This is a genomic window from Leisingera sp. G5_S3_59_S7, assembly GCF_054968485.1.
Genome location: NZ_JBQKUH010000067.1, coordinates 1 through 19,933, shown reverse-complemented (window position 1 = coordinate 19,933; position 19,933 = coordinate 1). Strand labels below are relative to the sequence as shown.

The window sequence follows — 19,933 nt, the reverse complement described above, 5'->3', positions numbered from 1 at the left end:
AATCTGCTTCAGAGCCAATTTTGCACGCCGATTCACACTGATGCTTCGCAATTCCGGTCTTCCCGCCATTTCGCGGTCTGGCTCGGGCTGGTCCCAAGACAGAACTCCTCAGGCGGCAGAGACCGGCTAGGTCGGATCACGAAGATGGGCGATGGATATCTGCGTAAACTGCTTGTCGTGGGTGCTACCGCGGTTCTCAGACGTGTTGCCCATACGCAAACACAAATCGCTGAGTGGGTCCGGCGCTTGCTGGAGAAAAAGCCCGCCCGGTTGGTCAGCGTGGCGCTGGCGAATAAGACCGCCCGGATTGTCTGGGCCGTCATGTCGAAGAAGGAGGTTTACAAGCCGGCCTAAGATTTCGGGGCGCTTGAGAAACGCTCCATACGAGTTGCAAGGGCAATTGCTGTGATGATGACATTTGGTGCCGCAGCCGGAACACCCCGCGGCTTTGTCAGGGCGTCATAGCCCGGCAACTTGATAGGGACCCAGCTTGCGGACTTCATCAGGGCCAGCGGTCGAACGTGCCGCGCAAATAGGCCGGACAAATGACCGCTACGCATAAAGATCAAAATCACAAAGAAAACCCTTGCAAAACAGGAGCTGTCCACAAATGACAAAGCCCGCCCTCCTCTTCATAGCCGGATATGCCGCAGGCATCTGCGCGGCAGGCGAGATCTTCCAGAGCTTGCTTGTACCGCTCAATGGGCACGTGCAGTCTGGAAGAGAATGCTTGTGAACCGGGCATCATCTATCCCGCAGATTTCACCGATAATGACGCCGCCTGCTCAGTGTTTCGCCAATAGGTTTTCAACGCTTCCAATCAGTTCGTCGTTATACGCGCTGTAGCGGAATTCATCATAGAGAGCTTGCGCAACGTCCCGGTCATATTCTGCATTCACACCGAGAAGAATATGCTCGGCGAGGAACAAGGCCGCATTCCCCCAACCGGACAATGCGGCATTCAATAGGTAAACGGTGCCAACATAAGGATTTTTTGCGGTTCCTTCGCCTCGAAGCAACTTGATCCCATAATTGGTCATCGCGATGGGGTACCCCTGTTCTGCACCGCGCTTGTACAGGCTCGTGACCAGTTCAGGGTTGTTCTGATAGTAGTGGCAGTGCCGTTTTCCGTACAGCCATCCGAGAGCGGTATTCGCCGTTGCATTTCCCAGAGCCGCAGCCGCCTCAAGTTTGCCATGCGCAACTTCATTGCCCTCGCAAGCACTGTTCGCGAGTTCATTGGAAAACTGCCGCTGCTCTTGGAACTCAAAGATCTCAATCCCGGAATGTACCAGGTTAGCGCTGTCAGATCTGACGACGGCCCAATAGATATCGCTCTTAGTCGGATCAGCGCAGGCGGCAAATGGCGCGCTGAGAAATGTCAGAAACAAAATCAAATTTTTTAACATTTTCAAGTTCCTATCTGATGTTTGCGTTGTCCAAGCTGTACCTGCTGGTATGCTGCAAGAATAGCGTGCTGCAAAATTAGCGGGTCACTTAGGAGTTTGGAAATTCACTGCTGTGGCGCCTTCCAGAGTGCCCCGACCTATTCCGCGGCCTCCAAACATTTTGACAACCTTCGAACTCCGTCCCGATCCTCCAGTATGTAAAACCCTTGATGGTCTCCATTCACCGAAAAGGTTTTCTCCTCGCCGGTCTGAGGATCCGTGTATGCAATCGCCAGAATGAAGTTCAAAGGGCCGCTCGAGGGACCAAAAAAGGCTTTAGGGTGGAAGATGCCGGTTGCCTCATGCTGATCCACAAGCACCCGTGTTTCGTTCTCGGCGGACGCGCCGGAGAGCTCGATGCCTTCCATCGTCGCGCAAGCCAATGCATAGCGTCCATCAAGCCTGGATAGATCGAAGTCATCGGCGAATTGAGGGAGCAAATGTGTCAGCCCCTCGCAAAAATCATCAGCGTCTTGAGAAAAAGACAATCCGCAGCGGTTCTCCTCCTCCGCGTGCGCGGTTTTCAAAAAGCCAAGAACTGCAAGGCAAGTCAGTAGAGTGGTCTTCAATTTTAGCATCCTTGAGAAACATGACGGGTAGGGTAAATGCTGGGGACGACGCCCGCTTAATATGTACTTTGGGATACTAACCTTACATAGTTGCGTCCGGCAACGCTCGCCACACGGCGAGATGGTGGTACTCTGTTTTGGCGATCTTATCCGGTCTTGACCTGTCTGGGTAGCCGGGTCCGGAGAGTTTACTGTTCCTAAACGGGTGATCAGCCCCACTTGAGTGATCCAAATTGAAAGTTAGTGATGGCGTGGATGCCCCCGCCTAACGGCATCGCAGTGTGCCAAGGTGATGTTCTGCAGAATGTCACTTCGTAGGAGGAGCATCCATGACTGAAGTTAGCACTATAGGCGTCGATCTGGCAAAGAACGTGTTCCAGCTCCACGGCGCTCGCGCAGATGGCTCAGTTGCTTTTCGCAAGAAATTGAACCGGGCGCAGTTCCTCAATTTTCTCGCCCAACATCCTCGATGTGTTGTTGCCATGGAGGCTTGTGCTACGGCGCACAATTGGGGGCGTCAAATTACAGAACTGGGCCATGAAGTTAAGCTCATCGCGCCCATATACGTAAAACCCTTTGTCAAATAATGGAGAGGTGATCATTACTTGACTAGGACTAACCCGCTCCGCCATGGCGGAGCGGCAGAGATGTCATGTATTCAGTGGGAGCCACATCTGCGAGAAAATGGAACGGCTTTTGCAAGCCCATTCCTTCGGACAGAGGAGCTCATCATGACCCAACTTCGCCAGCGCATGCGCGCGGACATGCAGGTGCGCAATCTTGCTCTTAACACCCAGCTCTCGTATTTGCATCAGGTATCGTTGTTTGCACGTCACTTTGGCAAGCCACCAGACTTGCTCGGCCGTGAGGACGTCAGAACCTATCAGATTTATCTGACCAACGAGAAGAAGCTGACACCAGGCTCGATCCACATCGCCATTGCGGCGCTGCGCTTCCTCTACAAGGTGACGCTCAAGAGGGACTGGGTGCCAGAAGAGGCCCTTCCGCTTCCCAAAAAGCCGCAGAAGCTGCCGATCATCCTCAGCCCCGGCGAAGTGCAGCATTTCCTCAACTGCGTTTTCAACGTTAAACATCACGCCATCCTGACCACCTGCTATGCCGCCGGCTTGCGCATCTCGGAAGCCGTGCACCTGAAGGCGGCTGACATTGACAGCCAGAGAATGGTCGTCCGTGTCGAGCAGGGCAAAGGCCGGAAGGACCGCTATGTGATGCTGTCGCCCAAGCTTTTGGAGATCCTTCGCAATTACTGGAAGATGCGGAAGCCGAAGGAATGGCTTTTCCCCGGCGATCGCGCCGGCCGACCGATCACCAGGGACGCGGTGGGACAGGCCTGTACAAAAGCGCACGAGCGCTCGCGTTTGTCCAAACCCGTGACGCCGCACAGCTTGCGGCACGCCTTCGCTGTCCATCTCCTGGAGGCCGGAGCCGACGTGCGCACCATCCAGCTGTTGCTTGGTCACCGCAGCCTTGCGACCACCGCTCATTACCTGCGCATCGCCACCAACAAGGTCTGTGCCACCTCGAGTCCGTTCGAGCTTTTGCCGCGTCCGGCGCCCTCCCCGCTGCCGCCCGCCAAGCCTGAATACTTCTGAGGTCCCGGCGATGCCCCGTTCGGGGCCGGAAGTGGCGGACATTTTCCGTCGCTACGGCGAAGCCTACCGTGCCCGGCACTCATCTCTGTCGACCGCCCAGCAGCGCGTCATGACGGCAATCGAACTGTGCCGGACCGCCGCGCTCGGCGGCCATGTCGAGCAATGCGATCACTGCGGACATAGCCGTATCGCTTTCAACGGCATTGCCAACTTATTTGCACCCGGCTGAATGCGAAAGGCTCAGTCGATTTCCCCAGAAGCAGCGCTCAGGCGACGCAGTTCTGAACAGGCTTCATGCAGCGCTGAAAAGGCATTGCCGACACCTTGCCTGATATCACCGGCTTCTGCCGCATTCCGCACGGCAGTGATCACTTGCTTCGCAATCTCGGACGCATACCCGGTTGCCGTGGATTGGACGGCAGCTTCGATCTCACCGATATATAGCGGTATGTTGTCTTGAATATCGCTTTCAGACAAACGTGCAATGAAGGACTTCGAGGGCAATTCTTCCGCTAGCCTGGCGAGCAGCCGGATGTCACTTTCCAATTCCTCTTTTGTCACTGGCCCATCGATCGGGATTCTACAAGCCACGCAAATCTCCCTGTTTAGGAACAGTAAACTCTCTGGGCCCGGCTACCCAGACAGGTCAAGACCGGATAAGATCGCCAAAACAGAGTACCAGCATCTCGCCGTGTGGCGATCATTGCCGGACGCATCTATGTAAGGTTAGTATCCCTAAGTACATATTAAGGGGCAACGGCCCCAGCATTTACCCCACCCGTCACATTTCTCAAGGATGCTAAAATTGAAGACCACTTTAGTGACCTGCCTTGTTGTTCTGGGCTTTTTGCAAACCGCGCAGGCGGAGGAGGAGAACCGCTGCGGATTGCCGTCTTCTCAGGACGCTGATGATCTTTGCGAGAGGCTGACACATTTGCTCCCTCATTTCGCCGATGACTTCGATCAATCCCGGCTTGATGGCCGCTATGCATTGGCTTGCGCGATGATGGAAGGCATCGAGCTCTCCGGCGCGTCCGCCGAGAACGAAACACGGGTGCTTGTGGATCAGCATGAGGCAACCGGCGTCTTCCACCCTAAAGCCTTTTTTGGCCCCTCGAGCGGCCCTTTGAGCTTCATTCTGGCGATTGCCTACACGGATCCTCAGACCGGAGAGGAGAAAACCTTTTCGGTGAATGGAGACCATCAAGGGTTTTACATTCTGGAGGATGGGGACGGAGTTCGAAGGTTGTCAAAATGTTCGGAGGCCGCGGATTAGGCCGGGGCACTCTGGAAGGCGCCACAGCAGTGAATTTCCAAGTTCCCAAGTGAAACCGCTAGTTTTGAAGCATGCTATTCTTGCAGCATACCAGCAGGTACAGCTTGGACAACGCAAACATCAGATAGGAACTTGAAAATGTTAAAAAATTTGATTTTGTTTCTGACATTTCTCAGCGCGCCTTTTGCCGCCTGGGCTGATCCGACTAAGAGCGATATCTATTGGGCCGTCGTCAGATCTGACAGCGCTAACCTGGTACATTCCGGGATTGAGATCTTTGAGTTCCAAGAGCAGCGGCAGTTTTCCAATGAACTCGCGAACAGTGCTTGCGAGGGCAATGAAGTTGCGCATGGCAAACTTGAAGCGGCTGCGGCTCTGGGAAATGCAACGGCGAATACCGCTCTGGGATGGCTTTACGGAAAACGGCACTGCCACTACTTTCAGAACAACCCTGAACTGGTCACGAGCCTGTACAAACGCGCTGCAGAAGAGGGGTACCCCATCGCGATGACCAATTATGGGATCAAGTTGCTTCGAGGCGAAGGAACCGCAAAAAATCATTATGTTGGAACCGTTTACCTGTTGAATGCCGCCTTATCCGGTTGGGGTAATGCGGGCTTGTTCCTCGCCGAGCATATTCTTCTCGGTGTGAATGCAGAATATGACCGGGACGTTGCGCAAGCTCTCTATGATGAATTCCGCTACAGCGCGTATAACGACGAATTGATTGGAAGCGTTGAAAACCTATTGGCGCAACACTGAGCAGGCGGCGTCAATATAGGTGAAATCTGCGGGGTAGATGATGCCCGATACACATGCATTCTCCTCCAGACTGCACGTGCCCATTGAGCGGTACAAGCAAGCTCTGGAAGATCTCGCCTGCCGCGCAGATGCCTGCGGCATATCAGGCTATGAAGAGGAGGGCGATATCGTCCTTCCTCCGCTCTATGACAGCGAAGCGCATGTTGAATTTTTTGACAGTATCACCCGGCAACCGGAGCAGTATCACGCGTTCCTGTTGCTGCAAAAGGTGAACCTGCTGGAGGACACCCTAGGATATCTGCAGCGGTTTGGTGAGCCATATGCCGATACGACCATTCAGAGGTTGATCCGCGTTTTGCGAGATCCGGCGGAGGGTATTGCCCCCATAGATCCTGAAGCCTAAGGTGTCTGACGTCAGCGCCAATGGGCCAGTTGGCAGCCTGAGCGAAGAGAGGGTCTGGCATCTGGTTGGTTTGATTATGCGGCGGATCTCCGGTGAAGCAAGCGCCGGGTTTCGATAGTCTTTCGTTTGATCCTTTCTCGTCGTTTCAGGATGGTCTGGCCGCGCCCGAAGTAGACATCGGCCGGGGTGTGCCAGAGCACCTTCGCCGAACAGCAACGATCAATGCCCAAAACCTCGATGTCCATCAGACGCTCTTCTCCCCATCTATGCCCGCAACAATAGCGGCGGTTTGGTGGGAAGGCAGTTCAACCCATTAGCTCAACCAAGCACACGACCCAATTCTCATGGGCGGATTGTCGGGGTGGGCATATTTGGCTAAAGTTGGTAGTCAATAAAACGGCACCCGAAGGTGCCGCAAACTTAAAACTATGAACTTTCGGTAGCCACCACTCACACAACATCGCTACCGGACTGCAGCAGAGATTAAGGAACTCCCCTCAAGTGTCAACATGAGACTTCCTTGATTTCTGTTGCAAGCTTTCAAAAACGAAGCAAGAATTCCAAGCAGTTGAACTTTAACCGGTGCCAAACATGAGTGAAATTTCCAAACTCGCAGAGCTGCGAAAAATGCTGTTGGGGATGGAGCGAGCTCTGGGATTGGAGGATCTGTCAGCCGTGGAGCGGGATATTTATTATGCCGCCAGCGATATATCAGACAGCCAGGATGGTTTTCGCACAATCGGATTACAGAAACATTCGCTAGTCGCCGGGATCTCGCGGCCGACCTTCTTCCGTGCGCTGAAGTCTCTGGTGCAAAAAGGCTACCTTTCGCCAAGCGACACCTCCGACCGGGGCAAGTATGTCGTGAAACATCCTTCTGCTAAGAACTGACTTTTCACATGAGTGCCCGGTGGCTGATATGGGTCCGAGAGACCCTCACGGTATCTGGGCTATACATAGCGGCGTTCTGGTTGACCTCTTTGGTTTGGATGCCGATTCAAAATCTGTTCTTTGCAGAGTTCGATCATTTTGCCAGCCTCTTGTATCTGCCGTTCGGTGTCTATGTTCTGACGGCCTGGTTGTTGGGCTGGCGTTCGGCGCTGGCGATACTGCCGGGTGTAATTTATGTCTTCTGGGTTTTGGGCGGGACGAACATCGTTCTTCCAAGCCGGATTATTTCTATCGTCATTGTTATTTGTGTTGCTCCGGCCGTTTTCCACCTGCTGGCACTGATCGGTTTGGACATTCGCCCGAAGGCGGGCAAACAATCCTGCTGGATCTGTTTGATGACCGCAGGCATTTTGATCTCTGTCATTAAGTCCGTCCTGGTCAACAACGTATTGGGCAGCACTCCATCGGAGTATGTTGCCTACATGATTGGCGATGTGTCGGGGCTGTTCTTCTTGATGTTGGCCCTGATGCTGTTCTTCCGCAGCATGCGCTCCGTCGGCCATTGAGGTGGGCGCACCGGCACTCGTTGAGCGCTTCGTAAGGGTCATCCCTTGTTTTGGAAGTGAGCGAACATGCTTTGAGACCTCCTGAGCGTTCCACCGGAACATAAACCTTTCACCAACGAACTTCCTGCATAAAGTAAATGAGCGTCCTGCTGGCAGGCTCTGTGGCGCTCTGTTTCCTTCAGTGTCAGCGGGTGCCTTCGGGCGCCCGCTTTCCTTTTCGCCCCCAAGTCGCGTAATATCCAGTTGACTTCGACATAATACTCGAAGCCGCAGCCCATACTACCGAATGCTGCGTTTGGTCCGAACGGCAGCGGTGTTCGTCAGACCTACAGCATGTCCAGCCTGATCAATCGGCTGGTTGCGTTCACTTTTGCCGTGCAGCATCGTTTCTATCGCAGTTCGTCAAAATGGAACCGATCCGTGATACTTCCTCAATAAGCAGGTCGAGGTCCTCGCGCCTTGTGCGATGGTTGCAAATTGCCGCACGAAGACAGTGATGTCCGGCAACATAGGTGTCGGAAACCGCGGCGATGCCGGTTTCCTGCATCCGCAGCATGATCTCCGTGTTCAATTCACGCAGCTCGGCCTCTTGCATTCTTCCGGGAGAGTACCGGAAACAGACGATGTTGATTTCCGTTGGCGCCATCAGTTGCAGATCTGGCGCGCGCTCGATCAAGCCACTGAGATAGCGGGCCTGCGCAATGTTTTGATCTATTAGCCGGCCAAACTTCTCTACGCCATGCTCCTTAAGCGTCAGCCATATTTTCAACGCCCGAAACGCACGGGAGGTTTGGAGATTGTAATCATGCAGATACTCGGTCGCCGCGATACCGCGCGGTTTTTCCTCAAGATACTCTGGATGCACGGCAAACGTATTCCGATGCGTGGTTGCGTCCCGGACCAGCGCACAACCGGCTTCAAAGGGCACGTGCAGCCATTTGTGCGGATCGAGAGCCATTGAATCGGCCACTTCCAGCCCTTTGACCAATTGCCGGTTCTCCGGCGCGATTGCGGCCAGCGCGCCGATACAGCCGTCCACGTGGAACCAAAGTTCCTCAGCTTTGCAAAGGGCGCTGATCGCCGACAGGTCATCAATGGCACCGGTATTCACCGTGCCAGCGGTCGCAATAACGCAGGCAGGACGGTGGCCCGCCTCCCGGTCCTCGGCGATCATCTGCTTCAGAACACTTACATCCATCCGGTAATCCGACCCTGTGGGCACCCGCCGTAAGGCCTTGTTGCCCAGTCCCAAGAGCTCAACCGCCTTTTGATGGCAGCTGTGTACTTGATCGGAGCCATAAAAACGCAGCTGTTGCGGGATAGCAGCCACCCCTTCGGCCCGAACGTCGACGCTCGCCAATGCGTTGCGCGCGGCAGTCAGCCCGATGATATTGGCCATGGAGCCACCGCTGACCAAAGTCCCCCCTGCGTTTTGAGGAAAGCCCATCATCTGTTTCAGCCAGTCCACGACCTGGCGGTCCATCAAGGCTGCGGCGTTGTTACCGCCGCCAAGATTGGAACCATCAATGGCCGCAATGAACTCAGCCAACGCGCCGCTGAAACTGCCCGCCCCCATGTACCACATCCAAAACCGCGGATGAATGTTGCCCATCGGATAGGGCATCAGCAACTCCTGAAGGTCCCGATAAACTTCGGAAATCGGGTGCGGTTGGTTTGGCAGCGGTGCCGCAAACGCTTCCCTTACGTGAGTGGGCATATCTTTCCAGACCGGACGGTCCCGCACCTCCCGAATATGCGCAATAGCATCGTCAATGACCTGATGTGCTAGCCCTTGCAGCTCCTCCCAGTCGCGCGGGTCCAGTGTTTCTTCGGTCGAATCCTGACGTTGAATATCCATCGCTGCCCCTCCACAGTCGCTAACCAATTTTTTTGTCATCAGTCACAAATCCTTGGAGCCAGGATAGCACAATTGCGCGTTATGAGTGCTAGCGGCCAAAATGGCAGTTCAGAAACATTGCAGTCGTTCAGCCCATAGGAGTGAGTGGCGGTTTTGTCCCGCTCGTTTCCAGTTCGCCGAGGGTAATGCGAATGGCCGCGATCTCCGGCAACGGGCGTTCGTGTTTCGAGCGGCGAAAGTTCCAGGAGAGCCCAAGGCGGTCATCGTGATTTCGTGCTGCGCGCGCATGCAGTGTGAAAATTGCCGCAACAGCATAAATCTCTACGCTGCCGCGCGGCGGGAATAGCAGTCATTCATGCCACCCGCAGCGGAAACGGTAGGCCAACGATCAAGTCGCGGACGAAGCCGACTTTCACGGTGGACAACTCAATGTCCGCTCTGAGAGGTTTCGATACCTTGGATCTTGACTAACTGATGAAAACCACCACCAAGCTAATCAGAAACAGGATTCCCCAAAGCGTAATGTCTCCTACAGTGGTAAAAAACGGAATTCGCGGGTTTTGAAGAATAGACCTGAACACCTTGAGGGCTTTTACTTTTTTCACTTCTTCAATGCGCCTAGTATCGCCAAATCTCTCCAATCCAAGCGCCTGGATTGCTTCTCCGTTTTCACCCGAGTAAATCTCGGCTTCTATCACTTTTAAATAACCCCTGCAGCGACGTAGCCACATTAAGCTCCGGCTCTGTTGATAGAAAATAGCCAATATTATCAGAGGCACTACGGACAAGCCCATGGTTGACGGACTCTCGATCTCAGCTCTGAAGAACACCCAAACATACAGCGCTGACAACGCAGCAATCGCAAACTGTTGCGTCTTGGTCCTATCGCTTTCAATCCGATTAATACGTGCATGACACGCGCGATATTCTTCCACTAAGAAGCTGAATTTTTGCTCAGATAAAGACACCATAACCTCCTGCCAATAATGAACTAGAGTTACACAATTCAATTGAAGGTCAAGCGCGTAGATAGACATACGAATGCCAGTCATTTGGCGCTACCGAGACCTTGGAACTCTTGTCAAAGAAGCTGGAAGTGGCCATTTGCCCGACCTGCAGCATCCGTCAGAGTGGGCTCAGACCAGCCCAATGCATCCGCAGCGTGTCCCAAAGAACAGGCGACCTGACAACGGCCATTCAATCTGCCTGTAAAATCCAGGTGTCAGCGCGGTGCTGATTTCTGGGCTTGGCGGGAGGATTGGAGGGAGCACTATGCAAAGAGTCCAACTTCCCGCTGTCACCCCGAAACGAAGAGCCTGGAACAAGGGCCGGATCATCGGTCAGAAACGACCACTGTTGCCGAAACAGGTCTGGGCGATCCGAGCGCGGCTCGAACTGGCGGGCAACCTGCGCGATCTTGCGCTGTTCAACGTGTCAATTAATAGCAAGCTTCGCGGATGCGATCTGGTGAAACTGGCTGTAACCGACCTGGTGAGGGATGATCGCGTTCGCGAAAAAGTGTCCGTGATCCAGAGCAAAACCAAGCGGCCCGTTCAGTTCGAACTCTCTGAAAACACGCGGGGTACCATTGCCGCATGGATCAAGTCGCCGGAATTGATCGGCTGCCGCTTCATGTTTCCCAGCCGGTTTCACGACCGCCCGCATATCTCAACGCGCCAATATGGCCGGCTTGTGCGGGATTGGGTGGCGGCGATCGGGCTGGAGCCCAATGGATACGGCACCCATTCGCTGCGCCGGACCAAAGCAGCGGAGATATATCGCAAAACCGGAAATCTCAGAGCGGTTCAGCTTCTGCTCGGACATACCAAGGTTGACAGCACAGTCAGATATCTTGGCGTCGAACTTGAAGATGCGCTGAGCATCGCCGAGCAGATCGACATTTGAACCACCTTGGCGGGCGGCTCTTGCCGTTCGCCAATCCTGAGCGGACCTGCGTTCGCGACGCAGCGGCGGGGCGGATCGAGCCCACAGTGGGCAATGACAGCTAGGCCAAGAGAACGACATGGTGTGTTTGCGGCGGCCGCTCTCCCAGGGCGAACGAGGTCCGATAAGATCGGCCTCAGCAAAAACCAGCCGTGAAGGAGAACGACCATGTTGCATTATGTTGGTCTGGACGTGTCCGTCAAATCCGTGTCGATCTGTGTTGTCGATGAAGATGGCGAGGTGCTGGCGCGCGGCGAAACCAGTTCGGATCCGGACGAGATTGCATCGTTTATTTTCGAACATTCCGCCAAGCCCGAGCGGGTGGTGCATGAGAGTGGCATCCTGGCCATCTGGCTCACCCGCGAGCTGGAGAAACGCGGCCTTCCGATCATCTGCATTGATGCCCGCCTGGCGCACAAGGCGCTGTCTGGGCGGATCAACAAGTCCGATACCGGTGATGCCGAAGGGCTGGCGCATCTGGCCCGCACCGGCTGGTTCAGCCGGGTTCACATCAGAAGCGAGGCGTCGGAGCGGGTTCGCGTGCTCATTGGCGCACGGGAGCGCCTGATCAGGATGCGCAAGGACCTTGAAGCGCATGTTCGAGGCGTGCTGAAGGTTTTCGGGGTCTGCATGGGTTCAGTAGGCCGTGCAAACCTGCGGCAGGGCTTCCGCGACCAACTCGCCGGGGCAGGCCAGACCGACCCGGCGCTCGGCGTGATGGCTGACATGTTCATTCCGATCCACAGAACCCTGTGCGCGGCCGCGGAAGCGATGGATGAAGATCTCAGGCTCATCGCACGCGAAAGCGGCCTTGCCCGCCGCCTCATGACCGTCCCGGGGGTTGGGCCTGTCGTCGCGCTGTCCTTTATCGCTACCCTCGACAATGCGGAGCGTTTCCGGAGATCGAGGGACGTCGGCGCCTTTCTCGGCCTCACGCCGCGGCGGCACCAATCCGGAGACATGGACTGGTCCGGCCGGATATCAAAATGCGGAGATCGTGATCTGCGAAGACTGCTCTACTCCGCGGCCACCACCTTAATCACCCAGGTCAGAAAGCCATCACAGCTGCGCGCTTGGGCCAAGAGGCTGCAAGATCGGAAGGGCTTCAAGAAAGCCGCAGTGGCGGCATCCCGAAAGCTCGCTGTCGTCATGATGTGCATCTGGCGCGACCAGACAGTCTTTGAACCGGGAAAGGAACTTATCACCTGACAACCAACTGAGATCCCGCCCACAAGAGACAGGGCGGGTTCAGCGTCCTTCGGGACGGCGGCGGATCAAGCCAGTCAAAAGCGGCTGAAGGAGCGTGACGCTCACTTCGCGAATGACATTCTGGCTGGTCAGCTCCCGGACGCCATCAGGAAGCGGAAACACCGACTTCGTAGAGAACCAGGACCCCGAACGGCAATAGAACCCGCACTTGACGATCCCGCAAACAGAGAGCAGCTTTGGGTCGGTTGGGCGCTTCTGGCATGGCCGGTTGCGCCGACTTTGCAAATGGAGCTATCTGCGCTTCGCTTACCTTGAAGCGGGGCGCAGCATAGTCCTGGTCGGCCGAGCGGATCTGAAGGTCCGCCCTCGGGAAGGTTGACCAGATATTTCGCGCACGCAGCAGCGCCTTCGCTGCGCTCTGCATGAATGTCGTGATTGGGCTGGGCTTGAGCCGATCACGGTTGGCCTAGGACAAGCTGGCGCCGGTCTCTCGTCGCTGCACCACCGCAAGGCGGCAGTGAGCCCATGCCTTGGGCGATCAGCCCGCCGAGGATGGCGGAGGCCATGTTGCCGCCGCCGATGAATGCGATGGTCTCCATGGCTCAGAACCGGGTGATGACGGTGGCGCCGACCGACTGGAACCTGTCCATCTCCATCAGGGCCTGCGGGGCCTCCGCAAGGCTGATCTGCTGCCCCACCAGCCGCGCCGGATCGAGCCGCCCGCTCGCCACCATGTCCAGCATCGCGCCGTAGCGATGCGCCTGCATCCCGTGCGAACCGAGAAGTTCGATTTCCTGCCCCACGATCTTCGGCATCGGGACCGCGGGGGCTGCGTGCTCACCCAGCATCAGCCCCACCTGCACGTGCTTGCCGCGCGGCCGCAGGCACATGATCGAGTTCGTCATGGTCACGGGGTGCCCCAGCGCGTCGAGCGAGACATGCGCGCCGCCCTTTGTGGTCTCCCGGATGGCGGCGGACACGTCGGCGTCCTTGCCGTCGATGACCGCCACGGCGCCAAGCTCCTTTGCCATTGTCAGCTTGGCCGGGTCGAGGTCCACGCCGATCACGTTTGCCCCCGCTGCTGCCGCGATCATCACCGCCGAAAGGCCCACGCCACCGCAGCCATGCACCGCGACCCACTGGCCTGCGCTGACCTTGCCCTGGTCGATGACCGCCCGGAACGAGGTGGCAAAGCGGCAGCCAAGGCTGGCGGCGGTCGCGAAGTCCATCGTCTCAGGCAGCGCGACGAGGTTCAGGTCCGCCTGGTGGATCGGCACGTATTCCGCAAAGGAGCCCCAGTGGGTAAAGCCCGGCTGTTCCTGGTCCAGACAGACCTGCTGGTTACCAGAGTGACATTCCGAACAGCTGCCACAGCCGCAGATGAAGGGCACGGTGACCTTGTCGCCGACCTTCCAGTTCTTGACTTCCTTGCCGACGGCCTCGACCACTCCGGCCAGCTCGTGCCCTGGCACATGCGGCAGGTCGATGTTGCTGTCATGCCCCATCCAGCCGTGCCAGTCGCTGCGGCAGACTCCGGTCGCGGCCACCTTGAGCACCACGCCATGCGGCTCTGGCGTTGGATCGTCTACGGTCGTGAGCTTGGGGGGTTCCTGGAAGTTTTCGAAAAGGACGGCTTTCATGGCAGGGACTTTCAGATTGGGGTGATTTAGAGGACAGATTACCGCCCGGCACGTGAAATACCTTTGCCATTCTCCTTCACTGGGGCGATATTTGGGGTAGTATCCCCTATGCGTGACCGGGAACGAGGAAGAATCCGCCCCATGCCCGAGATTGACGGCGTCAACGCCGAGCTTCTGACACTGCTGCAAGACGACGGCCGAATGACCAATGCCAAGCTCGCCGAACGCATTGGGATGAGCGAAACCCCCTGCTGGCGGAGGCTGAAACGTCTCGAGGAAAGCGGCATCATCGAAGGCTACCAAGCCAATCTGAATCGCCGGAAGCTGGGCCTCGGCGTCATGGCCTTCGTCCAGCTGCGCTGCTCCGAGCACGACCAAGTGGCCACCGCCGAGTTTCAGCGTATCGTGCAAACGACGCCGAACATCCTTGCCTGCCACAACACCACTGGAGCGGACGATTTCCTGCTGATCGTGGTGGCGAAGGATCTCGACGACTACAGCGCCTTCGTCGACAGCACGCTACGACGGCTGCCCGGGGTGACCAGCATCCGCTCCAACCTGTCGCTGAAGGAGATGAAGGCGTCGAGCAAGTTGCCGGTAACGTCAGTTGCCGGCAATTGAGCAGCCTGCTGGTCAGTCGGAACCAGAGAGCCTGTTTGGCGAACTTGGCGCTTTCGGCCCAAAGCTGCCATCCAAACACCTCCACCGATGCTTCCGCGCTGTCCGTCAGACCGGACTTTCGCTGCGATCGCGAAAACGGGTGAGAAGCGAAGGCGCAAGTTGCGGACCAAGTCACCATTACACTTCCCTGCTCATTTGGCAGCTCGTGGGCCGAATGGGCTTTCGTAGCATTTTGCAGCACATCCACGTTAATGAAAATGGGTTCTTGGTCTTTCCCGTCAACAAGGCCATCAATCCTAAATTGGACCAAGAGTGGGCCTGCTGGATACAAGCCGCCGGTTTCACCTTGCATCCGCTCTCTTGGTCCAATTTAGGCTTTCTGGCGCATTCAAGAAAAACTCTGGCCGAACAGTTCCGGCAAAACTCTTCATCGACGCAGTATCATCGGGTCATGTCGAGCGCTCCGTCCATCGAACTGTCCGCGATCCGTACGAGCCAGCCCGCCGCCGTTCTGGCGCTGCTGCAGGCGAACAGCGCGCTGAAGGACGCCAACCGGCGCCTGGAGCACCTCGTGTCCGAGTTGATCCGAGGCATGGACTCCGGCCAGCGCCTTTCCACCTGCCAGACCCGCACCCCTCGTAGCCGAGTTCGGTGACTGGCTACAGGCACAGCGACTGCGGGTCTCTGCAAAATCGCACCTGGGTGAGAAGCTGACCTATATCCACCGCCAGTGGGCCGGCTTGCAGACTTTCCTCACCGACGGCCGCGTCGAGATCGCCTCCAACGCCGTGGAAAACCTCATCCGCCCGATCGCAGTTGGTTGGTCATTATGCACCCCCTTCGTAAGTGCTTGGAAACATTGATAGCTGGTCTTCGTGATCAGCGCGACACGGGCGTCCCTTTCGCGCGAGTGCGTTTTTGACCTTGTCCGAATGCAGGTCAGCCGTCCGGATTTGGTACGGCGCGCCGTCCACCACCTGATTTGCAGGCAGAATACCGTCCTTTATCAGCCTACGGATGACGTGATTGGTCACCCCGAGCTCTTTCGCTGCCTCGGTCATTGTGCGCCACGGGCCATCCTTGTCAGCAGACAGGTATCCGTGAATGTCATTCACACGCCGGATGGATGAAACGCGTTTCGCATTCCAGGTCTTGCCCTGACCTGTCGGCATTCCCATGCGGTTGAGACAGGCAGCAATCGACTCGTCCGGCCAGCGGCCCGCCATCTCGCGGATGATCCCCAGCGCCTCTTCACTGGTGCGGGCATTGTGCTCGCCGCTCTTCGGCTTCTTGACACGCAATTCCGTGTGCCGCCCGCCCTTCCAGTGAACGACCAGAACGATTTCGCCTGCATCGTCGTCAATATCCGCCACGATGTCTTCGATCAGTGTTCTGAGCAATCGTTGCTTGTCGCGCATGGATGTCGCCGGAGCTGTCCAGGCGGTCTCAAGGTCCTGCGCCAGCCCTTCAAGGCGCGTGACATCTACCTCCGGTGCTGCTGCAATATCCGTATCGAGACGCTGCTCGAAACTTCGAGCGCGTCCCAAGGCTTCTTCCCACCGTTTCTCCAGTTCTGATGCGATAAGGCGGTTATCCGGGTCACAGGCGGCATAGCGTCGTTCCGCCAAGGATGCGTCGTACCGGGCTTGCTGCAACTCCATCTCGAGCACCAATCGCTTGTCTTCGATGGCTTGGTTCAACATGGCACGTGCCTCGATGGCGGCGTCGATGGCAAATGGTGCCACGGCCTCAAGAACAGCATCTGTGATGAGCTTGTCGGGCCGGAACCCACCAAAGGTGATGCAGCGTTTCTGTCCGAGGAGAAGGTTTGGATTGTCACAGCGGTAGACGGGGCGGGGCTTGCGGCCTGTATAGACCACATGCAACCGTCGACCGCATCTCGCACAGCAGAGGAGACCGGCCAGGAGCGCGCCGCCGCCGCGACCGGATTTGACCCCGCCAGCACGTCCGAAAGCGTTCTTGGCCAGTTGCGCCTGATTGCGTTCATATTCCTCCCAATCGATATAACCGACATGGTGGTCTCTGATGACCACATCCCAGTCTTCGGGGGACTTGCGGTTCTTGTAAGTGACATGCGCGCGGCCGTCCCGGATTTTTGCTTGCCGCCCGGTCTTACCATAGGCGTAGACCCCGGCATAAAACATGTTCTTCAAGACGCTGATCACGTTGCGGTAGCGAATGGGCTGCCATTCGAAACTTGTCAGTCGAATGCCATCGGAAGGCTTGGGGAAATGAATGCCCTCACCGGACATGGCCAGAAGAACCTGCCGGGCGCTTCCGAGTTCGCGGAACCGGCAGAAGATCTGCCGGACGACCTCCTGGATGCGGCGATCGGGATCGAACATCACCCCGGCGTCACGATCCCAAAGGTAGCCGACTGGCGGGGTATAGCGCAGTTCGCCTCGGCGCGCTTTCGCCCTTGCGGCTTCAACCATGCGCGTGCGCAGAACGCCGAGCTCGAACTCGCTGATGCTGCCCTTCATGCCCAGAAGCAGCCGGTCATTGGGATGGCGCGGGTCGTAGACGCCGTCATGATCCACGACACGCGCATCTACCAGGCCGCAAAGCTCCAGCATGTGATGCCAGTCGCGCCCGTTGCGGGCCAGACGCGACACTTCCAAGCAGAAGACCGCGCCGATCGACCCAGAACACAGCATGGCGACAAGCCGTTCGAAGCCGGGCCGGGCCTGGCAGCCGCTGGCTGATACACCAAGATCGTCGTCGATGACATCAATCCCGGCAAAGCCATAGCCACGGGCCATCTCGACAAGATCGTATTGCCGGCGTTGGCTTTCGAGGTTCGTCATGACCTGACTCTGTGTCGACTGGCGCACGTAGATCACAGCCTGACGCTTCAGCAGCTCCGGTGGAAACGTGAGGGCCATGTCATTCATCGCTTTGCCCTCCCGGACCGGTTCTTGCCGCGGTCAGGAGCACCTGGGCCAGCGCTGTCACGATCGAACGGTATTCCGGTTCCGTCAGCAACGCCGGCTGTGTCAAGGGCAGTGGCAACTGGGTTGGTGTCAGGATCTCGCGATGCTTCATTCGGGGCCTCCATGGGTGAATCGTCACCCTTGAAGCCTCGCCGAAAACCAAGGTGCCCGAGAACCGAATGAAGTTCGAAAAGCGCATCCGCGGACGCCAATGGTGCGCCAAGCTCGAAACTCTGACAAACCGAAGCATCCAGAATCCAAGCGGGTGCCAGGATCGCGATCCCCGCATCGCGCTCGATCCCAACATGTTGGCCATCACCGCGATTGAGCGTGCGGAAAACCTTCACGTCCGAGCCAAAATAGGCATGCCATCGATAATGAACCCGGTAAACTTGCCCGACATGGGCAGAATGAACGGGAACTGGCCCTGACGAGAAAGAACGCCCTCTTCGCCGGCCATGATGAAGGCGGTTGCGCCTGGGGCCGTATCGCTTCGCTCATCGCCACAGCAAAGATCAACGGCGCCGAGCCCTTCGCCTACCTCAAGGCCACCCTCGAAGCCATCGCTGCAGGTCACCCTGCCAGCCAGCTCGACGAGCTCCTCCCCTGGAATTTCCAGCCGTCAAGTTGAAAGGCCGGTGCCCTCCAGACGCCGCTTACCTTGCAACCAATCCCAGCCCGGAAGACTTGCTAAGGAAGTTTGACCTGGTCACAGAAGGTTCCTTTGGAAAGTCGAAATACTATGTGATCCGAACATGGGGAGGGGAACTGTCTGATTTGCAAAAAATAGCGAAGTTGCTTGGAGGCTATATGGTGGCTATCGGTTCTGAAGAAGAAAACCAGTTCGTTTTTAGTCTAACGATGCAGGACGAAGGCCACTGGATTGTCCAAGATGGACAGTATAATGGCCCGATGATCGGACTAGCACAAGAGGAAGGTGCCGAGGAACCGGACGGTGGCTGGTATTGGCTAAATGGTGAGCCGTTAGTCTACCTAAATTGGAAGCCTGGCGGACCAGAGAATTATAAGGGAGACCAATCACTAGCGCATTTCAAGACGAATTGGGGACCCGCGCCGTCCCCCCACTGGAATGATATGAGACCAGTTCTCCACTCTTTTGTTGTCGAAGTTCCTCAAAGTTGATCGTTTAGTGTTCTCCTGAACTTGAGGTCGGCTTCTTTGGTCACGCCCGGCCTAGTCAACGGGCGGTAGCCCAGCCCTTTCTCGCATTCTAGTATCTACGTCTTCCCTATTTTTTCCTGTCAAAAACTCATCATAATAAACTACCCAGGTGGGAACCGGTCGGTTTCCATATTTTTCTTTCCAATATGAGGTATTTCCCACATAGATTCCGCGTCTGTGGTTTGGACCGGGATATCGGCTTCTATCTCTCCTTACCACGATCTGACCGCTATAGTCGCACTTGAGCTGACCGTTTATCCAAACTCGCACATACCCTGTTTCGTCCGCAGCAAAGTTAGTATTGACGACGATATCAATCCAAGAGCGCTTAGCCGCCGCCATTCGGAAAATATCTTTACATACATTTCCATGCTTTGCTCCGGCAACAAGGCCACCCGTGGATGCCCGTGACATATCAATTAGTGACACAAAGATAGCATCACGACTTCCATGATCAGACTGGACGAATGCAATTAGCGGAAAGTTATCCCCGCCCATCTTCCACTGGCCAAAGAATGGGTACAGTCGATCCTTGCCCGGCAAGGAAGGCGCGGAAGACACAAAGAAGCTCCAGCCAAACCATATGTCCTTCCCTATTCTGGCCGTTGTTGCTCTTTTCGATTCTCTGATTTCACTCCGCAACCTGTTGTTGCGGCAATCAGAACCAGTACAAAAACCATTCCTCAACTCGTACCGCTCGGAGCGATGGCCCCGGCGTACCGGTTCACCTGCAACACTGTATCGGAAAGCGTCCTTGAACAACCTCATGTTGGGGTCAAAACCTTTCGGTGGCCTGTCGGCAAAGGCGAGAGAAGTAACAGAAAAAAAGGCGACAGCAGATATGGTGAAAAAGTTAATGATCCTCATTATTTCTACCTTTTCACAACCAAGCATTGCTCTTCATTAGACCATTTTCACGTTGATTAATCAATAAAGCCTGATGCGAGGAGTGTTTTTGGTTTTTGGAAAGAAGTGAACTGCTCCAGCCTCGATGTGG

General features: G+C 56.3%; 24 protein-coding genes and 4 pseudogenes. 17 read left to right on the top strand and 11 right to left on the bottom strand.

Annotated elements, in window-relative coordinates:
- On the top strand, nucleotides 1-354 hold a 354-nt coding region (locus ACTRWG_RS20300), incomplete at its 5' end, for a transposase (RefSeq protein ID WP_462829846.1).
- Nucleotides 355-785: 431 nt separating this feature from the next.
- Here the strand turns inward: ACTRWG_RS20300 and ACTRWG_RS20295 are convergent.
- Complete coding sequence (locus ACTRWG_RS20295) at nucleotides 786-1,409, bottom strand: SEL1-like repeat protein (RefSeq protein ID WP_027233618.1); 624 nt, start codon at nucleotides 1,407-1,409, stop codon at nucleotides 786-788.
- A gap of 137 nt (nucleotides 1,410-1,546) precedes the next feature.
- Nucleotides 1,547-2,017: a hypothetical protein gene (locus tag ACTRWG_RS20290; RefSeq protein WP_154667601.1), complete on the bottom strand. Its 471-nt coding sequence runs from the start codon at nucleotides 2,015-2,017 to the stop codon at nucleotides 1,547-1,549.
- A gap of 329 nt (nucleotides 2,018-2,346) precedes the next feature.
- On the opposite strand from ACTRWG_RS20290, the pseudogene ACTRWG_RS20285 reads away from it, so the two are divergent.
- The 3 genes and pseudogenes from ACTRWG_RS20285 to ACTRWG_RS20275 all read left to right on the top strand — a co-directional run.
- A pseudogene (locus ACTRWG_RS20285) lies at nucleotides 2,347-2,601 on the top strand (IS110 family transposase); the annotation flags it as partial.
- A gap of 147 nt (nucleotides 2,602-2,748) precedes the next feature.
- Nucleotides 2,749-3,630 carry a tyrosine-type recombinase/integrase gene (locus ACTRWG_RS20280; protein WP_462829845.1) on the top strand — a complete coding sequence of 294 codons (882 nt, stop codon included), beginning with the start codon at nucleotides 2,749-2,751 and terminating at the stop codon, nucleotides 3,628-3,630.
- A 10-nt stretch (nucleotides 3,631-3,640) separates the two neighbouring features.
- Nucleotides 3,641-3,853, top strand: a pseudogene (locus tag ACTRWG_RS20275) (transposase zinc-binding domain-containing protein); the annotation flags it as partial.
- 17 nt (nucleotides 3,854-3,870) lie between these two features.
- Here ACTRWG_RS20275 and ACTRWG_RS20270 read toward each other — a convergent pair.
- Nucleotides 3,871-4,191, bottom strand: a complete 321-nt coding sequence (locus ACTRWG_RS20270; RefSeq protein ID WP_154667602.1) for a hypothetical protein — start codon at nucleotides 4,189-4,191, stop codon at nucleotides 3,871-3,873.
- A gap of 244 nt (nucleotides 4,192-4,435) precedes the next feature.
- Between ACTRWG_RS20270 and ACTRWG_RS20265 the strand changes: the two genes are divergently transcribed.
- From ACTRWG_RS20265 to ACTRWG_RS20255, 3 genes are all read left to right on the top strand, one after another.
- Nucleotides 4,436-4,906 (top strand): hypothetical protein, encoded by a 471-nt coding sequence (locus ACTRWG_RS20265; protein ID WP_154667603.1) that lies wholly within the window; start codon nucleotides 4,436-4,438, stop codon nucleotides 4,904-4,906.
- Nucleotides 4,907-5,044: 138 nt separating this feature from the next.
- Nucleotides 5,045-5,668, top strand: coding sequence for an SEL1-like repeat protein (locus ACTRWG_RS20260; RefSeq protein ID WP_462829844.1), 624 nt, complete (start codon nucleotides 5,045-5,047; stop codon nucleotides 5,666-5,668).
- Between the two features lie 40 nt (nucleotides 5,669-5,708).
- Nucleotides 5,709-6,071: a hypothetical protein gene (locus ACTRWG_RS20255; RefSeq protein ID WP_154667604.1), complete on the top strand. Its 363-nt coding sequence runs from the start codon at nucleotides 5,709-5,711 to the stop codon at nucleotides 6,069-6,071.
- A 74-nt stretch (nucleotides 6,072-6,145) separates the two neighbouring features.
- Here the strand turns inward: ACTRWG_RS20255 and ACTRWG_RS20250 are convergent, their stop codons facing one another.
- Entirely contained in the window at nucleotides 6,146-6,316 is a 171-nt protein-coding gene (locus ACTRWG_RS20250; protein WP_209320177.1) for a hypothetical protein, read from the bottom strand.
- A 346-nt stretch (nucleotides 6,317-6,662) separates the two neighbouring features.
- On the opposite strand from ACTRWG_RS20250, the gene ACTRWG_RS20245 reads away from it, so the two are divergent.
- Together ACTRWG_RS20245 and ACTRWG_RS20240 are read left to right on the top strand one after the other, a co-directional pair.
- Nucleotides 6,663-6,962, top strand: a complete 300-nt coding sequence (locus ACTRWG_RS20245) for a hypothetical protein (protein WP_027233627.1) — start codon at nucleotides 6,663-6,665, stop codon at nucleotides 6,960-6,962.
- A 98-nt stretch (nucleotides 6,963-7,060) separates the two neighbouring features.
- Nucleotides 7,061-7,528 carry a hypothetical protein gene (locus tag ACTRWG_RS20240; RefSeq protein WP_245597304.1) on the top strand — a complete coding sequence of 156 codons (468 nt, stop codon included), beginning with the start codon at nucleotides 7,061-7,063 and terminating at the stop codon, nucleotides 7,526-7,528.
- A gap of 364 nt (nucleotides 7,529-7,892) precedes the next feature.
- Here ACTRWG_RS20240 and ACTRWG_RS20235 read toward each other — a convergent pair whose 3' ends face one another.
- A complete protein-coding gene (locus tag ACTRWG_RS20235) occupies nucleotides 7,893-9,386 on the bottom strand; it encodes a pyridoxal phosphate-dependent decarboxylase family protein (RefSeq protein ID WP_027233629.1) in 1,494 nt (497 codons plus the stop codon).
- Between the two features lie 467 nt (nucleotides 9,387-9,853).
- Nucleotides 9,854-10,438 (bottom strand): hypothetical protein, encoded by a 585-nt coding sequence (locus ACTRWG_RS20230; protein ID WP_154667605.1) that lies wholly within the window; start codon nucleotides 10,436-10,438, stop codon nucleotides 9,854-9,856.
- Between the two features lie 220 nt (nucleotides 10,439-10,658).
- On the opposite strand from ACTRWG_RS20230, the gene ACTRWG_RS20225 reads away from it, so the two are divergent.
- The gene (locus tag ACTRWG_RS20225) at nucleotides 10,659-11,291 is read left to right on the top strand and encodes a tyrosine-type recombinase/integrase (RefSeq protein ID WP_027233632.1); all 633 of its coding nucleotides are present in this window, start codon (nucleotides 10,659-10,661) and stop codon (nucleotides 11,289-11,291) included.
- Between the two features lie 207 nt (nucleotides 11,292-11,498).
- On the top strand, nucleotides 11,499-12,539 hold the full coding sequence (locus ACTRWG_RS20220) for an IS110 family RNA-guided transposase (RefSeq protein WP_027233633.1): 1,041 nt from the start codon (nucleotides 11,499-11,501) through the stop codon (nucleotides 12,537-12,539).
- 455 nt (nucleotides 12,540-12,994) lie between these two features.
- Here the strand turns inward: ACTRWG_RS20220 and ACTRWG_RS20215 are convergent, their stop codons facing one another.
- Nucleotides 12,995-13,138 carry an NAD(P)-binding domain-containing protein gene (locus ACTRWG_RS20215; protein WP_209320171.1) on the bottom strand — a complete coding sequence of 48 codons (144 nt, stop codon included), beginning with the start codon at nucleotides 13,136-13,138 and terminating at the stop codon, nucleotides 12,995-12,997.
- A gap of 3 nt (nucleotides 13,139-13,141) precedes the next feature.
- Nucleotides 13,142-14,179 carry a zinc-dependent alcohol dehydrogenase family protein gene (locus ACTRWG_RS20210; RefSeq protein ID WP_027233635.1) on the bottom strand — a complete coding sequence of 346 codons (1,038 nt, stop codon included), beginning with the start codon at nucleotides 14,177-14,179 and terminating at the stop codon, nucleotides 13,142-13,144.
- 141 nt (nucleotides 14,180-14,320) lie between these two features.
- On the opposite strand from ACTRWG_RS20210, the gene ACTRWG_RS20205 reads away from it, so the two are divergent.
- The 3 genes and pseudogenes from ACTRWG_RS20205 to ACTRWG_RS20195 form a co-directional block, all read left to right on the top strand.
- The gene (locus ACTRWG_RS20205; protein ID WP_027233636.1) at nucleotides 14,321-14,800 is read left to right on the top strand and encodes an Lrp/AsnC family transcriptional regulator; all 480 of its coding nucleotides are present in this window, start codon (nucleotides 14,321-14,323) and stop codon (nucleotides 14,798-14,800) included.
- Nucleotides 14,801-15,014: 214 nt separating this feature from the next.
- Nucleotides 15,015-15,455 (top strand): hypothetical protein, encoded by a 441-nt coding sequence (locus ACTRWG_RS20200; RefSeq protein ID WP_027233637.1) that lies wholly within the window; start codon nucleotides 15,015-15,017, stop codon nucleotides 15,453-15,455.
- Nucleotides 15,424-15,618: pseudogene (locus ACTRWG_RS20195) on the top strand (IS66 family transposase); the annotation flags it as partial. The gene ACTRWG_RS20200 and the pseudogene ACTRWG_RS20195, both read left to right, overlap by 32 nt.
- A 9-nt stretch (nucleotides 15,619-15,627) precedes the next feature.
- Here the strand turns inward: ACTRWG_RS20195 and ACTRWG_RS20190 are convergent.
- Together ACTRWG_RS20190 and ACTRWG_RS20185 are read right to left on the bottom strand one after the other, a co-directional pair.
- Entirely contained in the window at nucleotides 15,628-17,715 is a 2,088-nt protein-coding gene (locus tag ACTRWG_RS20190) for a recombinase family protein (protein WP_222506853.1), read from the bottom strand.
- On the bottom strand, nucleotides 17,708-17,866 hold the full coding sequence (locus ACTRWG_RS20185) for a hypothetical protein (protein ID WP_162804721.1): 159 nt from the start codon (nucleotides 17,864-17,866) through the stop codon (nucleotides 17,708-17,710). The genes ACTRWG_RS20190 and ACTRWG_RS20185 overlap by 8 nt, the downstream gene beginning before the upstream one ends.
- A gap of 67 nt (nucleotides 17,867-17,933) precedes the next feature.
- Here ACTRWG_RS20185 and ACTRWG_RS20180 point away from each other — a divergent pair, with 67 nt between their 5' ends.
- The 3 genes and pseudogenes from ACTRWG_RS20180 to ACTRWG_RS20170 all read left to right on the top strand — a co-directional run bounded on the left by ACTRWG_RS20180 (nucleotide 17,934) and on the right by ACTRWG_RS20170 (nucleotide 18,897).
- Nucleotides 17,934-18,185, top strand: a complete 252-nt coding sequence (locus ACTRWG_RS20180) for a hypothetical protein (RefSeq protein ID WP_462829843.1) — start codon at nucleotides 17,934-17,936, stop codon at nucleotides 18,183-18,185.
- Nucleotides 18,170-18,385: pseudogene (locus ACTRWG_RS20175) on the top strand (transposase domain-containing protein); the annotation flags it as partial. The gene ACTRWG_RS20180 and the pseudogene ACTRWG_RS20175, both read left to right, overlap by 16 nt.
- A 56-nt stretch (nucleotides 18,386-18,441) precedes the next feature.
- Nucleotides 18,442-18,897, top strand: a complete 456-nt coding sequence (locus tag ACTRWG_RS20170; RefSeq protein WP_154667609.1) for a C-type lectin-like domain-containing protein — start codon at nucleotides 18,442-18,444, stop codon at nucleotides 18,895-18,897.
- 51 nt (nucleotides 18,898-18,948) lie between these two features.
- Here the strand turns inward: ACTRWG_RS20170 and ACTRWG_RS20165 are convergent, their stop codons facing one another.
- The gene (locus ACTRWG_RS20165; RefSeq protein WP_161631045.1) at nucleotides 18,949-19,803 is read right to left on the bottom strand and encodes a heparin lyase I family protein; all 855 of its coding nucleotides are present in this window, start codon (nucleotides 19,801-19,803) and stop codon (nucleotides 18,949-18,951) included.
- Between the last annotated feature and the right edge of the window lie 130 nt (nucleotides 19,804-19,933).